Genomic DNA, 14,200 nt, shown 5'->3' with positions numbered 1-14,200 from the left:
CCTCCGTGCTTATTTCTGTTCGTCGGTGCCGAATTGCGTCAACGCGCGCGCCGCCGATTGTCCCGCCGGCCGATCGGGCGCAAGCCGTACGGCCTCGCGCCACGCCGCTTTGGCGCCCGCTTCATCGCCCCCGGCGGCGGCGATATTGCCGGCCTCCAGTTGCACCTGCGCATCGTCGGCGGATCGGCGCAGCGCCTGCGCGATATCCGCACGCGCACGGCCCAGATCACCCATCCGTCGTGCCAGCGTCGCCGACAACAGCCAGGCGAGCGGATCGTCCGCCGCATCCTTCACGGCCAGGTCCAGGTCGGCACGTGCCGCCTTGGTGTCGCCGATCGCCACCAGCGCGCGCGCGCGATCCAGCGCCGCCTCGCCGCGTTCCAGCCCGGTGAGTGTCCCCGCCGCCAGCGCCGCGTCCAGCGCGGATCGTGCCTTGGCGGCGTCCTTCCCGGCCAGCCAGGCATTGCCCGCCTGCGCCCAATAACGTGCTGCGGTGCCATCGCGCGCCAGCTCCGTCGCACGCGCCGCTTCCTCGAACGCGGCAGCCGCCGCATCGAACCGGTCCTGTCCGGCCAGCGCCAGGCCCAGGCAGCCCCGCCCGGCGGCGCTGCGATCGAGCAACGCGCGACGCTCTGCCGCGACCGGATCCTCCGCAGCCAGCGCGATGCAGCTGGTGGCGGATGGCGCGGCAACCGATGGTGCAGCAACCGGAGGGGTCGCCACCGACGGGGTCGCGGCCTGCAGCGCAGCAAGCAGCAGGATCATGGCAGCACGATCATGACAACAGGTCCTCGACGGTTCGGATCAGCAGCGCGATATCGCTGTCGCGCGACAGGCGATGATCGCCGTCCTTCACCAGCGTCACCTGCACATCGTCCGAATGCAGCAGCTCGGCCAGCCGCACGGATTGCGCCCAGGGAACATCGCTGTCCTTCTGGCCGTGCAGCAACCGTACCGGGCAATCGAGCGCGATCGGCCCGTGCATCAGCCGACTGGCCTCGCCCGCCTGCCAGAACCGCCGCGTATAAACGGTCGGCTCGGGGCCATAAGGGTTCGGCCGTTCCAGCTTGTTATATTGCAGGATGTAGAGCTTCTCGGGCTGGCTGAAGCCCCAGTCGGTGAAATCGGGCGCCGCCGCGATGCCGACCATCCCTACCACGCGATCGGGCCGGGCGAGCGCCGCGAGCAGCATGATCCATCCGCCCATCGACGATCCGACCAGGACGACCGGGCCGCCGACGGCATGATCGATCATCGCCAGCGCGTCGTCGCGCCAGTCGGTCAACGACTGTTCCTCGAACTTGCCCTCGCTCTCGCCGCAGCCGGCATAGTCGAACCGCAGGAACGCGCGGCCTTCTTCCCGCGCCCACGCTTCCAGCGCCAGCGCCTTGGTGCCGCTCATGTCGCTGGCATAGCCGGGCAGAAACACGATCGTCGGGCCGCTGCCCTCGGTCAGGTGATAGGCAAGGCGGGGGCGCTGGGGCTCGGTCATCGGCCGCGATGTAGGGGCGACCGCGGGATTGCGAAAGGTGACAGCATCGCGATGCGGCGCCGCGACGCCGCGATCAGATCACATATTCGACGGTCTTGAGCTGCGTTTCCGCGTCGCGCTTGGCGGTGCGCTTGGCGACCATCTCGGCATGAAGCTCGGCGATCGTTCGGCTGCCGGTGGTCTTGAACGCGAACGGCAGCACGCCGTGGATCACCGCGCCGACGCCGCCCACCAGCATCCGCATCCCGAACCGCGTGGCGACACCGAAATGCTCACCATAGCTTTCCCCCACGGAGGCGGGATGGTCGAGGAACAGGCGGCGGAACAGGGTGGGATTGGTCGTACGCATCATGAGACCTTATCACGGCTACCGATCTGCGCCAGCATCTCCGCGGCCAGCAGTGGCAGCGTGTCGTCGCGCGCGCCCATCACCACGATCCGGTCGCCCGGCCGCGCGTTGGCCACCAGATGCGCCGCCGCCGCCGCCCTCTCGGCGATATGCCGCGCATTGCCGCCGCTGATCGTGATGTCGCTGGCGATATCGGCGCTGGTCACCTCGCGCGTCACCGTCCCACCCTGATAGACGGGGTCCGGCAGCACCAGCAGGTCATCGACGCCCAGCCCATCGACGAACGTCTGCACCAGTTCGCGCCGCATCGTCTTCAACGGGCCATAGCCGTGCGGCTGGAACAGGGCGAGCAGCCGGCCCGGAAAGGCATGAAGCGTCGCCAGCGTCGCGGCGATCTTATCGGGGTTGTGCCCAAAATCATCGATCACCGTGACGCCGTCGGCAGTGCCGATGACGTCGAACCGGCGCTTCAGACCGGTGTAGGCCGAAATTGCCCGGAAAGCGGCCGGCAGCGCCACGCCCGCGGCCAAAGCTGCCCCGATAGCGGCCAATCCGTTCGCGACATTATGCCGCCCCGGAACGCCCAGGCGGACGCTTTTACCGTTCAGCGTGAACGACACGGCGAACGGCTCCTCGACGATATCGCGCGCCACCAGGTCCGCCTCGCCGCCCAGCGAGAATGTCGTCACCCGCTCGCGCGGCACCCGCATCGCCAGCGCCGCGGCATCGGGATTGTCGGCGTTGACGATCCCATGGGCGGCCTTGCCGATGAAGTCGCCGAACAGGATGTTCAGCTCTTCCAAAGACTTATGGTCGAGGCTCACATTGTTCAGCACCGCGATCCGCGGCGCGTAGAGCGCGATCGATCCGTCGCTTTCATCCACTTCGCTGACGTACGGCGCCCCCTCGCCCACCAACGCGCTGGCGAACGGACGGTCGGCCCCGGCGAAATCCTTCATCACCGCGCCGTTCATCACGGTCGGGTCCATCCCCGCATCGTGCAGGATCCGCGCGATCATGCCCGTCACGGTCGATTTCCCGCTCGTCCCTGCCACGCCAATGGGCAGTTGGCTGGCGTTGAACAGCGCCGCGTTCAGAGCCGCGCGGCTCATCCGCGGGCAGCCGAGTCGGTCCGCCGCGACGATGTCGGCAACCGTATCTTCGACCGCGGCGGAGGCGACGACGATCTGCTCCGCCGACGTGATCCCGCTGCCGTCCTGTGGAAACAGCGCCACGCCCTTTGCCTCCAGGTCGGCAAACTTCGCCGGCACCCGTCCCTGATCCAGCCCCCGATCCGATCCGGCGACCGTGGCGCCGCGCCCCGCCAGGATCATCGCCAGCGGCATCATCCCCGAACCGCCGACACCGACGAAGAAGAAGCGTTTTCCTGCGATGTTGCCGTCCTGCATGGCCGCGGGCTATCGCCGCCGCGGGGCTTGGGCAAGGCGAAGGCGACAAGGCACATGACATTGCGGCCAGTGCGAGGGGCAATAGCGTGAAGATCGGCATCGTCGCGCCCGCGAACAGTGCCAGCCCGGACATGGTGGCGCCGCTCACCGCTTATGCCGCGCTCGCCTATCCGGAGGTGGAGCTCGTCTTCCACCCGCAATGCTGGGAAAGCGACGGCCATTTCGCGGGCCCCGACGCACGCCGCGCGGCGGCCTTCCTGGAATTCGCCAACGACCCCGGCTTTGCCGCCATCTGGTTCGCCCGCGGCGGCTATGGCTCCAACCGGATCCTCGACACCGTCATGCCGCAGCTGAACGACGCGGCACGGCGCAAGAAATATGTCGGCTATTCCGACATGGGCTTCATGCTCGCCGCGCTCTACACGCGCCGTATCGGTCAGGTTGCGCATGGCCCGATGCCGGTCGACGTGCTGCGCAGTTCGGGCGGCGGCGACGCCACGGTCGCCCGCTCGCTCGGCTGGATCGCGCGCGGGGAGCGACAGGGGCTGGAGCCGGGGCTCGGCCGCCGGCCGGCGGCGGCGTTCAACCTCGCCATCCTCGGCGCGTTGATCGGCACGCCCTGGCTGCCCGATCTCACCGACCACGAATTGCTTATCGAGGAGGTGGCGGAACCGCTCTACAATGTTGATCGGCTGCTGTTCACCATGGCCAATGCCACCCAGCTGCGCGGCATCGCCGGGGTGCGGCTGGGCGCGGTCACCGCGATCAAGGACAATAATCCGCGCTGGGGCGAGACGCTGGACACGATGATCCGCCGCTGGTGCCGCGACATGGGCGTGCCGTTCCTCGGCCCGGCGGAGGTCGGCCATACCCAGACCAACCGAGTTGTGCCCTTCGGCCTCGCCTAGGCCACTACCTGCCGATCAGTCGGCCGGCGCGGCGGCCAGCGCCTCAGCCAGCCACGGCGGGATGATCGCATCGCCCAGCGACTCGACCCGGCGATGCTCTACCATCAGCCCCAGCGCCGGATAGGCCGCCCGCGTGCGATCACCCGCCTCGGTCAGCGGGGCGACGACTAGGCGCCGATTCACGTTGGAGCGATAATTCATCCGGGCAGTATTCTCCTGCCCGACATAGCACCCCTTGCCGAAACTGACGCCGTTCAGCTCGCGCGCATTGCATTCCAGCCACAATGTCTCGCCGCTGCCCAGCTCGCCGGTCCCCTCCGTCACGCCCAGCGACAGGCGGTGCGCGAGCCAGCCGTCACTGGCCGCGCCCGGCGCGCCGATCCACCGCCGCCCCAGCGCGGCGAGCCGGGGATCGGGGACGCCCTCGTCACCCGACAGCGCCCAATGCACCGCCAGCGTTTCGTCGCGCGCGATCGTGATCTTTCGACGCAGGCGATACATCGTCAGCCGCTTCGCCAGCGCCTCCGCCTCCTCCGCCTGGCAATCCAGCAGCAGATCGTCGCCATCGTCCCAGACGAGGAAATCGAACAGCGCCTTGCCCTGCGGCGTCAGCACCGCGGTCCAGACGGGCAGCGGTCCGTTGACGTCGTTGGTGACCAATCCCTGGAGGAAACCGCGAACATCCTCCCCGGACAGGCGGACGACGGCGCGATCGGCGAGCATGGTGGCATTGGTCATGCCGACAAGCTAGGGCGTTCGGGCCCTATTCCAAGCTCCTGGATATCCGATGACCGACCGCCTCACCATCCGCCGCCCCGACGATTGGCACGTTCACCTGCGTGACGGCGCGATGCTGAAGCTGGTTGCGCCGCACACCGCGCGGCAGTTCGCCCGGGCGATCATCATGCCCAATCTGACCCCGCCGGTGACGGACGCTGATGCCGCGCGCGCCTATCGCGAGCGGATCATGGCCGCACTGCCCGAGGGCACCGATTTCACACCGCTGATGACCTGCTATCTCACCGACGGCGCGGATCCTGACGCGATCGCCGCCGCACATGCCGAGGGCGTGTTCACCGCGTGCAAGCTCTACCCCGCGCACGCCACGACCAATTCGGCGCATGGGGTGACCGACATCTTTGCGCTCGCCCCGGTGCTGGAACGGATGCAGGCGATCGGCATGCCGCTGCTGATCCACGGCGAGGTGACCGACAAGGATATCGACATCTTCGATCGCGAGGCGGTGTTCATCGATCGCACGTTGCGTCGGCTGGTCGCCGATTTCCCGGCGCTCAAGATCGTGCTCGAACACATCACCACGCACGAAGCCGCTGAATATGTCGCCGCGGCGCCTGATACCGTCGCTGCGACAATCACCCCCCAGCACCTGCTGATCAACCGCAACGCCATCTTCGACGGCGGCATCCGGCCGCACGCTTATTGCCTGCCGGTCGCGAAGCGCGAGCAGCATCGCCTCGCCGTGCGCAAGGCGGCGGTGTCAGGCTCGGCCAAATTCTTCCTGGGTACCGACAGCGCACCGCATGTCGCCGAGGCGAAGGAATCCTCCTGCGGCTGCGCCGGCATCTTCAACGCCCCCTACGCGCTGGAAAGCTATATCCGCGTGTTCGACGAAGAAGGCGCGCTGGACCGGTTCGAGGCGTTCGTCAGCGAAAATGGCGCCCGCTTCTACGGCCTGCCGCTGAACGAGGGCACGATCACGCTGGAACGCGCCGAGACGCTGGTGCCCGACCGGATCGGCAATGACACCGAATCAGTGGTACCGTTCCATGCCGGTGAGACTCTGGGCTGGCGGGTAGTTGCCGCCTGATCGCCGGCGGCGGGAAAAGGATCAGGCCTTTTCGAGCGTGCATTGCAGCGGGTGCTGGTTGGCGCGGGCGAAATCCATCACCTGCCCCACCTTCGTCTCCGCCACTTCGTAACTGAAGACGCCGCACACCCCGACACCCTTCTGGTGGACGTGCAGCATGACCCGTGTCGCCTCTTCCGCGTTCATGCGGAAAAATCGCTGCAGGCACAGCACGACGAATTCCATCGGGGTGTAATCGTCGTTGAGCATCAGCACGCGATAGGGCGTCGGCTCCTTGATCTTGGCGCGCGTGCGCGTCGCCACGCCCACACCGGTGCCGCCGCCGTCATTGTCTCGACGTTCTGCCATGTTCTGGATGCTGGTCATTGTTTCCGCCAAAATATGGCACGCCTTGTAGCGAGGGCAAGGGGGCGGGCGTCGCCGACACGCCCGATCGACCGATCAGGCAAACGCCGGCGCCTGGCGCAACTGCTGATAGGCAGCGATCACTTGCTGTAGCATCGCTTCATGGCTGCGGTCACCGCCGTTTCGATCGGGGTGATAACGGCGCACCAATTCGCTGTACCGCTTGCGCAGCGCCATACGGTCCGCATCGGGCGCGAGCCCGAGGACCTTGAGGCTCGCGCGGTCTTGCCCGGACAATGGCTTGCCGTCGCTGCGCTCGGGCGCAACCTCACGGCGATAACGCGCGCCGATCGCGTCCAGCGGATCGGCGAAATCAGCCCAGCGCGGTCCCTGATCACCGGCGCCGGCGCGGGCAAAGGCGCGCGTCTCACGCTCCCAACCTGCCATCGGGCGCTGCGCATGGTTGATCTCTTCCGCGCTCATCCCGTCGAAGTAATTGTAACTCAAATTGAACGCGCGGACATGGTCGAGGCAGAACCAGCGGAACGCCGGTGGCCCATCGCGTGCCGGCCCTTCCAGCGGCGGTGCCCGAAACTCGCCTGCCGCGGTACAGCCGGGCGCCTCGCACGGCCGGTCGCCTTCGATCCTTCCATGAAACCGTGCGTTCGGCCGATCCTTCGCCAAAATCAGAACATCCCCAGCAAAACGGACTATATAGGCGGCATGACCCAGCCTGCCACCGGCCCGATCCAGCACGCCATCGCCACCCGTCTCACCGACGCGCTCGGCCCGACGCACCTTGAGGTTATCAACGAAAGTGCGCAGCATCGCGGCCATGCGGGCGACGACGGGTCGGGCGAATCACACTTTCGCGTGGTGGTGGAAAGTCCCGCCTTTGCCGGTCTCAACCGAGTCGCTCGGCAGCGGCTGGTGAACCAGGCGCTGGCCGATCTGCTGCGCGATCACGTCCACGCACTGGCGATGAAGACGGTCGCCCCAGGGGAGCCACGATGACCTATCGCCTGTGGTATTGGCCCGGCCTCCAGGGCCGCGGCGAATTCGTCCGCCTTCCGCTGGAGGCAGCCGGTATCGCCTATGAGGATTGCGCCCGCACCCGCTCGGTCGATGCTCTCGTGGAGAATATGGCCGCGGGCGATCGCGCGCCCTTCGCCCCGCCCTATCTGGAGCATGACGGGCAGCGCATCGCGCAGGTCGCCAACATCCTGCTCTATCTCGGTGACCGGCACGATCTAACGCCCTCGGCACCGGCAGATCGCCACTGGATCCTGCAGTTGCAGCTGACCATCGCCGATCTGGTGGCGGAGGTGCACAACATCCACCATCCGGTCGAGCTGGGCGCCTATTATGAGGATCAGAAGCCAGAGGCGGCACGCGCGGCGAACCAGTTCCGCGCAGAACGCTTGCCCAAGTTCCTCGATTATTTCGAACAGGCGGCGCAGGCCAATCCGGGCACGTGGCTGATCGGTGACCGCTGGAGCTATGCCGATACCTCGCTGTTCCAGCTGGTCGAAGGGCTTCGCTACATGTTCCCGCGGCGCATGGCGGCGCTGGAGGGCGACTATCCCGGCGTGATCGCCATCCGTGACGCCGTCGCCGCGCTCCCCGGTATCGCCGCCTATCTCGCCAGCGAGCGGCGTGTTCCCTTCAACACCACGGGCATCTTCCGCCATTATCCCGAGCTGGACGGTGACTGAGACGGCCGTCCGCGTCGGCCGCGCGATGCGCCCCGCGGCGCGCATCCTGCTGGTCGATCGCGATTCGCGCGTGCTCCTGTTCCGCTTCACGCCCGACGATCGCGCGCCCTTCTGGTGCACGCCCGGCGGCGCCTGCGATCCGGGCGAAAGCTATCTCGACGCGGCTCGCCGCGAATTGTTCGAGGAAACCGGCATCCATGCCGATCCTGGGCCGGAGGTGGCGCAGCGGTGGGTCGATTTCCTCACCATCGAACGCGTTGAGGTCACCGCCGATGAGCGCTGGTTCCGCGTCAATATCGATGCGCCCGATATCGATCCGTCGGGCCACACCGAACTCGAGCGCCGCGTGATGACGCAGTGGCGCTGGTTCCGCCGCGATGAGATCGCCGGCTGGCCCGAAACCATCTTCCCCGACGACCTTCTCTCCATGCTGGAAGCGACCGATGACGCGTGATGACCTGATCGAACTCACCCTGCTGCCCTCGACCCACGATATCGGCGGGTTCAAGGTCCACCGCACGCTGCCGCATCGCGAGCGCACGATGGTGGGGCCGTTCCTGTTCTTCGACCAGATGGGGCCTGCTCATCTCCCGCCGGGCGAGGGGATGGACGTTCGCCCGCATCCGCACATCAACCTCGCCACCGTCACTTATCTGTTCGACGGCGCGATCGGCCATCGCGATTCGCTCGGCACACAAGCGGTGATCCGCCCCGGCGCGGTGAACCTGATGACCGCCGGTCGCGGCATCGTCCATTCGGAGCGGTCGCCGGAGGAGGTGCGGCGCGAAGGGCCGGCGCTCTCGGGCATCCAGACGTGGCTCGCGCTGCCCGATGGCCGCGAGGAACTCGATCCTGCCTTTGAGCATGTCCCTGCCGCCGATCTGCCGGTGATCGAGGGCAGCGGTGTCACCGCACGCGTCATCATGGGCGACCTGTGGGGCAAAAGGGCACCGACGACGACCTATGCGGGCACGATCTACGCCGACATCGCGCTCGCACCCGGCGCCAGCGTGCCGATCGACGCTGCCGCCGATGAACGCGCCGTCTATCTGGTCGAGGGGGAGGCGACGCTGGAGGGCCTGCCGCTGGAGCCGCAGAAACTCTACGTCCTTCGCCCCGGTATCGCGGCGACGCTGCGTAGCGCAACTGGCGCCCGCGCGATGCTCGCCGGCGGCGACGCCTTCACCACCCCGCGTCATGTCTGGTGGAATTTCGTCAGCTCCTCGCGCGAGCGTATCCAGGAGGCGAAGCGCGCATGGATGGCGCGCGAGTTCCCGGTCGTCCCGGGTGACGAGATCGAATGGATCCCCATCCCCGGTGAGCCGAACACGGTCAGCTACCCCTGAGACGCTACGCCTGAAGCCGCCCGTCGCCGGTCGGTGCGCTCACGCGCCGGCCAGGCGGCGCGTGTCTTCGTTGGCCCAATAGCCCGCGCCACCCTCGACGAAATCACCGCCCTCGGGCGTGTCGGCGGGGTCGGTCGGCGCCACCCAAGCGCCATGGGCATGGGTCTGCGCGATTCGCACCGGCTTTGCCGCGCCCGGCCACGCCTGAACCCACACCTCCTGCACCGCACTTTGCTTGTTCGGCTCCATCCGCACCCAGGCGAGCGGACGGTCGGCATCCGCGCGCGCCGCCGCCGCCAGCATCGCCGCGCGGATCCGGCCCTGCCGCTCGGCCCCCAGATATTGCCACACCACCGAATGCATCTGCACGCGGGTGACACCGCGCGGCTGCGGCTCGGCCAGCCGCGCCTCGATCCACGCCGCCGCGTCCCCCTGCTCCAGACGGGGCGGATCGGCTGCGAACATCGCCACCGCCGTCTGGAGCCGCGCCGCACGTTCGGGCGCATCGACCCAGACATAGGCCGCCAGTCGCGCCGCAGCCGCCGGATCGCGCACGTCGACCGGCTGAATATCGACCCCACGCACCGATGCGAAGCGCACGTCGGCGGGCTCCTGCATTGGCGCGTCGCCGCGCCATTCGGGGCGGATGGTGAGCGGCGATTCGGCCGGACCGACGATCGTACCGCCCAGATCGAAACGATAGCGGTCGATCAGCAGGTTCAGCCCCGCGCTCGATCCGATCTCCAGCAGCTCGATAGGCTGGCCGAACGTCCGCGCCACCTGGAGAATACCCGTCATCAGCGCCGCCGATCGGCCCGGCTCGTTCGTCTGCGGCGGCCCGTCCAGCCATGGCAGCAGCGCGGCGTCGTGCGTCACGATCACTTGGGCGATGATCTGCGCCACCTCGCTCTCGCCCTGCGTCTCGCCGCGAAACACCCGCGACAGCGCCGGGTCCGCGCCCGCCTGGTGCAGCGCGTGCAGCCCGCCCACCAGCCGCAGCGGCAGCGCGTCTGCGGTCGGCTCGCCGGCCCAGTCGAGCACGCGGCGCCCGACCGCGCTATCGCGCGACAGCGCGGTGGACAGCGCCTGGCAAAGCCGCGCGGTAATCGGCGCGTCCATCCTGGTGCAATAATGGTGCTGGATCAGGAACGCGCCGCGATTGGTCGCTTCGTCTGCCACCCGCTTCCCCTTTGTTCAGGTTATTCCCCCTGCGGCGATGTTGCGCCTGCGCGGGGCGCTGGTAAAGCCGCGCGCATGGCCGAACCGCTCGTCATTGCCGTCCCCAAGGGGCGTATTCTCGCTGAGGTACAGCCGCTGCTCGCCAGCGCCGGCGTCGTTCCTGAGGCCGCCTTCTTTGATGAGGACAGCCGGGCACTGCGTTTCGCGACGGAGGATCCCGGCATCGCGCTGATCCGTGTGCGTGCGTTCGACGTTGCGACGTTCGTGGCGCATGGCGCGGCGCAGCTCGGCATCGTCGGCTCGGACGTGCTGGGTGAATTCGCCTATCCTGAGCTCTACGCGCCGGTAGACCTCGGGATCGGCTATTGCCGCCTGTCGGTCGCCGAACCGGCAGAGCTCGCCGCGCACGATGATCCGCGCGGCTGGAGCCATGTGCGAGTCGCGACCAAATATCCGCATCTCACGGCAGAGCATTTCGCCCGCCGCGGCGTGCAGGCGGAATGTATCAAGCTGAACGGCGCGATGGAGCTGGCCCCCATGCTCGGCCTCGCCCCTCGCATCGTCGACCTGGTGTCCTCGGGTCGAACGCTGAAGGAAAACGGGTTGGTCGAGGTGGAAACCATCGTTGAGGTCTCCTCGCGGCTGATCGTCAATCGCGCGGCGATGAAGATGCGCGCGGGTCGCGTCGTTCCGCTGGTGGAGGCGTTCCGCCGCGCGGTCGCGGAGGCCGCCGCGGCATGATCCGCCTTTCCGCCCGCGACGCCTCCTTCGCGCACGATTTCGCCGCCTTGGTCGATGCGCGGCGCGAATCGGACGCCGACGTCACGCGCGACGTCACCAACATCCTGCGCAGCGTGCGCGATGAGGGTGATGCCGCGTTGAAGGCGTTCACGCAGAAGCTCGACGGCCATGATCTCGATGACGGCGGCTGGTCGATCCCGCTCGCCGATTGTGCCGCCGCCTTCGACGCGCTCGACCCGGTGCTGCGCGAGGCGCTCGAACTCGCCGCTACGCGTATCCGTGCCTATCACGAGAAACAGCGCCCGACCGGCACCGACTTCACCGACGACGCTGGTGTCCGCCTCGGCGCGCGCTGGCGCCCGGTGGACGCGGCCGGGATCTACGTTCCCGGCGGCCGCGCGGCCTATCCCTCGACGCTGCTGATGAACGCCATCCCGGCAAAGGTCGCCGGCGTCGAGCGGCTGGTCGTGGTGACGCCGACGCCAAAGGGACTGATCAACCCGCTGGTCCTTGCCGCCGCGCATCTCGCCGGCGCTGACGAGGTGTGGCGCGTCGGCGGGGCGCAGGCGATCGCCGCGCTCGCCTGGGGCACCGACCGGATCGCCCGCGTCGATGTGGTGACCGGCCCCGGCAACGCCTGGGTCGCGGAGGCCAAGCGCCAGGTCTATGGCGTGGTCGGCATCGATATGGTGGCCGGGCCCAGCGAAATCGTCGTCGTCGCTGATGGCGCGAACAATCCGGACTGGATCGCCGCCGATCTGCTCAGCCAGGCCGAACATGATGTCACAACCCAGTCGATCCTGTTTACCGATTCGGCCGATTTCGCCGATTCGGTGCTGGCGGCGGTAGAACGCCAGCTCATCGACCTTCCGACGCGCGACACGGCACGGATCGCCTGGGAGGCGAATGGCGCGATCGTGCTGGTCGACACGCTCGAACAGGCAATGCCGCTGGTCGACGCGCTCGCGCCCGAGCATGTCGAGATCGCGGTCGATGATCCACAGCCGCTGTTCGATCTGATGCGCCATGCGGGCTCCGCCTTCCTCGGGCGCTACACGCCGGAGGCGATCGGCGATTATGTCGCCGGACCGAACCACGTCCTGCCCACCGGGCGCCGCGCGCGCTTTGCCAGCGGTCTGGGCGTCAGCGACTTCATGAAGCGCACCAGCTTCCTTCAGCTCGACGCCGCCTCGCTCGCGAAACTCGGCCCGGCGACGGTCGCGCTTGCGGAGGCCGAGGGGCTGCCTGCGCACGCCCAGTCGGTCGCCCGCCGCCTCTGAGTCGCCCCGCCCCGGCGCCGCGGGGGCTGGCCGTTGTGGGCCTATACGCGTATGGGGCGCCGCCATGTCCCGTACCGCTGCTCGTACCAAGGCGCGCGCTGCCGCGCGCCTCGCCGCCACCCAGGCGCTTTATCAGCATGAGATGGAGGGCATCTCGATGTCCGCGCTCCTGCACGAATTCCACAACCACCGCATCGGCGCGACGATCGAGGACGCCGAATATGCCGAGGCTGACGTCGCCTTCTTCGACGATGTCGTCACCGGCGCCCACGCCCGCTTGCCCGAGATCGACCGGCTGATCGAAAGCAAGCTGGCGAGCGGCTGGACACTCGATCGCCTCGACAAGCCGATGAAGGCGATCCTGCGCGCTGGCACCTATGAGCTGCTGTCGCGCGTCGACGTGCCCAAGGGCGCGGTGATCAGCGAATATGTCGACGTGGCTCACGCCTTTTACGAGCGGCGCGAGGCTGGCTTCGTCAACGGGCTGCTCGACGCCATCGCACGCGAGGTTCGTCGCTGAGGAAAGGCCGCTGACATGGGCGAGCTGATCAACCTGCGCCGCGCGCGAAAGGCACGCGCCCGGACGCTCGCCGCAGATCAGGCGGCCGCGAACCGGGTCGCATTCGGCCGCACCAAGGCCGAGCGTGATGCCGCCAAGGCCGAAGTTGCCCGAATCGAGCGTGCTCTGGACGGTAACCGGCGCGAGGATTGACCGCTCGCCCGGTTCGCGACTCGCTTCAGGCGCGCGGCGCGCCCTCGACCGGCACGATCGTCATCGTGCCCGCGCTGCTCCGCTCCACCGCAATTGCCAGTGCCCAGCCGGCAAGGATCAGCGTGACGATCCACGTCGCCACTGCCCCGCCCGCGCGCAGCGGATTGGGCGCAGCCCTGCCCATGCCGAGCGGATGGGCGATTCGCGCCAGCACGAACATCACGCCGATCGCCCACAGCGCGACCAGCGATCCACGCGCCAGCTCGATCAACGCCATCAGGATAAGGACGATCGGGGCGTATTCGCCGAAATTCGCGTGCGCCCGCATCCCCGACAGCAGGCCGGGGTCACCCCCATCGCCGACCATCACCTTTCCCCTGACGCGCCCGCGCACCAGCCTGATGGCCAGCCAGATATTGATCACCGCACAGGCCGCAGCGATCGTCAGCGTCACCGGCAGAACCATCTTGCCTCCCCCTTTTATGTCCTGGTGCAAACGTGCCAGTGCGCCATTCGGGTTGCAACGTCCGTCCGATCAGCTATAGGCGCGGGGCTTCGCGATGCGCCCGGCTACCCGGCGCGGCCGGTAACCGGTCCGCGCCGAACGTCGTCGGGCTAATCGTATTTATTTCGAACAATAAAAGATCAAGGTGCCGCGATGGCCGTCCCCAAGCGAAAGACTTCTCCCTCCCGCCGTGGCATGCGCCGCGCGCACGACGCTCTGTCGGTAGAGGCATTCCAGGAATGCCCGAACTGCGGTGAACTGCGTCGCCCGCACAATCTGTGCACGGCGTGCGGTCACTATAACGGCCGCGAAGTTCTTTCGGTCGAGGGCTAATCCGCCCTCCGACGTGGCGCGCCTAGCGCTTCGTCGCTTCGGAATTGCAGATTAGGTA

20 protein-coding genes are annotated in these 14,200 nt (G+C 67.9%); 11 read left to right on the top strand and 9 right to left on the bottom strand.

The features are described 5' to 3' along the window. Window positions 1–9 precede the first annotated feature (9 nt). The 4 genes from K0S66_RS08980 to K0S66_RS08965 all read right to left on the bottom strand — a co-directional run bounded on the left by K0S66_RS08980 (window position 10) and on the right by K0S66_RS08965 (window position 3,250). Window positions 10–765 (bottom strand): hypothetical protein, encoded by a 756-nt coding sequence (locus tag K0S66_RS08980; RefSeq protein WP_301075007.1) that lies wholly within the window; start codon window positions 763–765, stop codon window positions 10–12. 10 nt (window positions 766–775) lie between these two features. Then, window positions 776–1,492 carry an alpha/beta hydrolase gene (locus K0S66_RS08975; protein ID WP_301075006.1) on the bottom strand — a complete coding sequence of 239 codons (717 nt, stop codon included), beginning with the start codon at window positions 1,490–1,492 and terminating at the stop codon, window positions 776–778. Between the two features lie 73 nt (window positions 1,493–1,565). Then, window positions 1,566–1,844, bottom strand: coding sequence for a DUF6356 family protein (locus K0S66_RS08970; RefSeq protein WP_301075005.1), 279 nt, complete (start codon window positions 1,842–1,844; stop codon window positions 1,566–1,568). Beyond that, complete coding sequence (locus K0S66_RS08965) at window positions 1,841–3,250, bottom strand: Mur ligase family protein (RefSeq protein ID WP_301075004.1); 1,410 nt, start codon at window positions 3,248–3,250, stop codon at window positions 1,841–1,843. Before K0S66_RS08965 ends, K0S66_RS08970 begins: the two co-directional genes overlap by 4 nt. 86 nt (window positions 3,251–3,336) lie before the next feature. Here K0S66_RS08965 and K0S66_RS08960 point away from each other — a divergent pair, with 86 nt between their 5' ends. Then, on the top strand, window positions 3,337–4,158 hold the full coding sequence (locus K0S66_RS08960) for an LD-carboxypeptidase (protein ID WP_301075003.1): 822 nt from the start codon (window positions 3,337–3,339) through the stop codon (window positions 4,156–4,158). A gap of 15 nt (window positions 4,159–4,173) precedes the next feature. Here K0S66_RS08960 and K0S66_RS08955 read toward each other — a convergent pair whose 3' ends face one another. After that, complete coding sequence (locus K0S66_RS08955; RefSeq protein ID WP_301075002.1) at window positions 4,174–4,896, bottom strand: folate-binding protein; 723 nt, start codon at window positions 4,894–4,896, stop codon at window positions 4,174–4,176. A 49-nt stretch (window positions 4,897–4,945) separates the two neighbouring features. Here K0S66_RS08955 and pyrC point away from each other — a divergent pair, with 49 nt between their 5' ends. After that, window positions 4,946–5,986, top strand: coding sequence for a dihydroorotase (gene pyrC, locus K0S66_RS08950; RefSeq protein WP_301075001.1), 1,041 nt, complete (start codon window positions 4,946–4,948; stop codon window positions 5,984–5,986). A gap of 21 nt (window positions 5,987–6,007) precedes the next feature. Here the strand turns inward: pyrC and clpS are convergent, their stop codons facing one another. Together clpS and K0S66_RS08940 are read right to left on the bottom strand one after the other, a co-directional pair. After that, window positions 6,008–6,334 (bottom strand): ATP-dependent Clp protease adapter ClpS, encoded by a 327-nt coding sequence (gene clpS, locus K0S66_RS08945; RefSeq protein WP_301075000.1) that lies wholly within the window; start codon window positions 6,332–6,334, stop codon window positions 6,008–6,010. 93 nt (window positions 6,335–6,427) lie between these two features. Then, the gene (locus K0S66_RS08940; RefSeq protein WP_301075109.1) at window positions 6,428–6,976 is read right to left on the bottom strand and encodes a DnaJ domain-containing protein; all 549 of its coding nucleotides are present in this window, start codon (window positions 6,974–6,976) and stop codon (window positions 6,428–6,430) included. Between the two features lie 78 nt (window positions 6,977–7,054). Here K0S66_RS08940 and K0S66_RS08935 point away from each other — a divergent pair, with 78 nt between their 5' ends. From K0S66_RS08935 to K0S66_RS08920, 4 genes are read left to right on the top strand one after another with little or no spacing between them, the layout of a single operon-like run. Next, window positions 7,055–7,345: a BolA family protein gene (locus K0S66_RS08935; RefSeq protein WP_301074999.1), complete on the top strand. Its 291-nt coding sequence runs from the start codon at window positions 7,055–7,057 to the stop codon at window positions 7,343–7,345. Then, on the top strand, window positions 7,342–8,046 hold the full coding sequence (locus K0S66_RS08930) for a glutathione S-transferase (RefSeq protein WP_301074998.1): 705 nt from the start codon (window positions 7,342–7,344) through the stop codon (window positions 8,044–8,046). The genes K0S66_RS08935 and K0S66_RS08930 overlap by 4 nt, the downstream gene beginning before the upstream one ends. A 25-nt stretch (window positions 8,047–8,071) precedes the next feature. After that, complete coding sequence (locus K0S66_RS08925) at window positions 8,072–8,500, top strand: NUDIX domain-containing protein (protein ID WP_301075108.1); 429 nt, start codon at window positions 8,072–8,074, stop codon at window positions 8,498–8,500. Then, window positions 8,490–9,392, top strand: a complete 903-nt coding sequence (locus K0S66_RS08920; RefSeq protein ID WP_301074997.1) for a pirin family protein — start codon at window positions 8,490–8,492, stop codon at window positions 9,390–9,392. The genes K0S66_RS08925 and K0S66_RS08920 overlap by 11 nt, the downstream gene beginning before the upstream one ends. 39 nt (window positions 9,393–9,431) lie before the next feature. On the opposite strand, the gene K0S66_RS08915 is transcribed toward K0S66_RS08920, so the two are convergent. Next, window positions 9,432–10,571: a DUF2332 domain-containing protein gene (locus tag K0S66_RS08915; RefSeq protein ID WP_301074996.1), complete on the bottom strand. Its 1,140-nt coding sequence runs from the start codon at window positions 10,569–10,571 to the stop codon at window positions 9,432–9,434. 75 nt (window positions 10,572–10,646) lie between these two features. On the opposite strand from K0S66_RS08915, the gene hisG reads away from it, so the two are divergent. From hisG to K0S66_RS08895, 4 genes are all read left to right on the top strand, one after another. Beyond that, a complete protein-coding gene (gene hisG / locus K0S66_RS08910) occupies window positions 10,647–11,312 on the top strand; it encodes an ATP phosphoribosyltransferase (RefSeq protein WP_301074995.1) in 666 nt (221 codons plus the stop codon). After that, the gene (gene hisD / locus K0S66_RS08905) at window positions 11,309–12,592 is read left to right on the top strand and encodes a histidinol dehydrogenase (RefSeq protein WP_301074994.1); all 1,284 of its coding nucleotides are present in this window, start codon (window positions 11,309–11,311) and stop codon (window positions 12,590–12,592) included. The genes hisG and hisD overlap by 4 nt, the downstream gene beginning before the upstream one ends. A gap of 64 nt (window positions 12,593–12,656) precedes the next feature. Then, entirely contained in the window at window positions 12,657–13,112 is a 456-nt protein-coding gene (nusB, locus tag K0S66_RS08900) for a transcription antitermination factor NusB (protein WP_301074993.1), read from the top strand. Between the two features lie 15 nt (window positions 13,113–13,127). Then, window positions 13,128–13,304, top strand: a complete 177-nt coding sequence (locus tag K0S66_RS08895) for a DUF4169 family protein (protein ID WP_301074992.1) — start codon at window positions 13,128–13,130, stop codon at window positions 13,302–13,304. Window positions 13,305–13,329: 25 nt separating this feature from the next. Here K0S66_RS08895 and K0S66_RS08890 read toward each other — a convergent pair whose 3' ends face one another. Continuing rightward, window positions 13,330–13,770, bottom strand: a complete 441-nt coding sequence (locus K0S66_RS08890; protein ID WP_301074991.1) for an MAPEG family protein — start codon at window positions 13,768–13,770, stop codon at window positions 13,330–13,332. Between the two features lie 192 nt (window positions 13,771–13,962). On the opposite strand from K0S66_RS08890, the gene rpmF reads away from it, so the two are divergent. Continuing rightward, window positions 13,963–14,142, top strand: coding sequence for a 50S ribosomal protein L32 (gene rpmF, locus K0S66_RS08885; protein ID WP_046409716.1), 180 nt, complete (start codon window positions 13,963–13,965; stop codon window positions 14,140–14,142). Window positions 14,143–14,200: the final 58 nt, after the last annotated feature.

Source organism: Sphingomonas sp., assembly GCF_029239295.1.
Taxonomy (GTDB): domain Bacteria; phylum Pseudomonadota; class Alphaproteobacteria; order Sphingomonadales; family Sphingomonadaceae; genus Sphingomonas.
This window is presented reverse-complemented; position numbering and strand designations above follow the sequence as displayed.

What these genes read in the sequence shown, in the direction of transcription:
- K0S66_RS08980 (WP_301075007.1), bottom strand. Translation starts at nt 765, where the DNA reads ATGATCCTGCTGCTTGCTGCGCTGCAGGCCGCGACCCCGTCGGTGGCG.
- K0S66_RS08975 (WP_301075006.1), bottom strand. Translation starts at nt 1,492, where the DNA reads ATGACCGAGCCCCAGCGCCCCCGCCTTGCCTATCACCTGACCGAGGGC.
- K0S66_RS08970 (WP_301075005.1), bottom strand. Translation starts at nt 1,844, where the DNA reads ATGATGCGTACGACCAATCCCACCCTGTTCCGCCGCCTGTTCCTCGAC.
- K0S66_RS08965 (WP_301075004.1), bottom strand. Translation starts at nt 3,250, where the DNA reads ATGCAGGACGGCAACATCGCAGGAAAACGCTTCTTCTTCGTCGGTGTC.
- K0S66_RS08955 (WP_301075002.1), bottom strand. Translation starts at nt 4,896, where the DNA reads ATGACCAATGCCACCATGCTCGCCGATCGCGCCGTCGTCCGCCTGTCC.
- pyrC (WP_301075001.1), top strand. Translation starts at nt 4,946, where the DNA reads ATGACCGACCGCCTCACCATCCGCCGCCCCGACGATTGGCACGTTCAC.
- clpS (WP_301075000.1), bottom strand. Translation starts at nt 6,334, where the DNA reads ATGGCAGAACGTCGAGACAATGACGGCGGCGGCACCGGTGTGGGCGTG.
- K0S66_RS08935 (WP_301074999.1), top strand. Translation starts at nt 7,055, where the DNA reads ATGACCCAGCCTGCCACCGGCCCGATCCAGCACGCCATCGCCACCCGT.
- K0S66_RS08930 (WP_301074998.1), top strand. Translation starts at nt 7,342, where the DNA reads ATGACCTATCGCCTGTGGTATTGGCCCGGCCTCCAGGGCCGCGGCGAA.
- K0S66_RS08925 (WP_301075108.1), top strand. Translation starts at nt 8,072, where the DNA reads ATGCGCCCCGCGGCGCGCATCCTGCTGGTCGATCGCGATTCGCGCGTG.
- K0S66_RS08920 (WP_301074997.1), top strand. Translation starts at nt 8,490, where the DNA reads ATGACGCGTGATGACCTGATCGAACTCACCCTGCTGCCCTCGACCCAC.
- hisG (WP_301074995.1), top strand. Translation starts at nt 10,647, where the DNA reads ATGGCCGAACCGCTCGTCATTGCCGTCCCCAAGGGGCGTATTCTCGCT.
- hisD (WP_301074994.1), top strand. Translation starts at nt 11,309, where the DNA reads ATGATCCGCCTTTCCGCCCGCGACGCCTCCTTCGCGCACGATTTCGCC.
- nusB (WP_301074993.1), top strand. Translation starts at nt 12,657, where the DNA reads ATGTCCCGTACCGCTGCTCGTACCAAGGCGCGCGCTGCCGCGCGCCTC.
- K0S66_RS08895 (WP_301074992.1), top strand. Translation starts at nt 13,128, where the DNA reads ATGGGCGAGCTGATCAACCTGCGCCGCGCGCGAAAGGCACGCGCCCGG.
- K0S66_RS08890 (WP_301074991.1), bottom strand. Translation starts at nt 13,770, where the DNA reads ATGGTTCTGCCGGTGACGCTGACGATCGCTGCGGCCTGTGCGGTGATC.
- rpmF (WP_046409716.1), top strand. Translation starts at nt 13,963, where the DNA reads ATGGCCGTCCCCAAGCGAAAGACTTCTCCCTCCCGCCGTGGCATGCGC.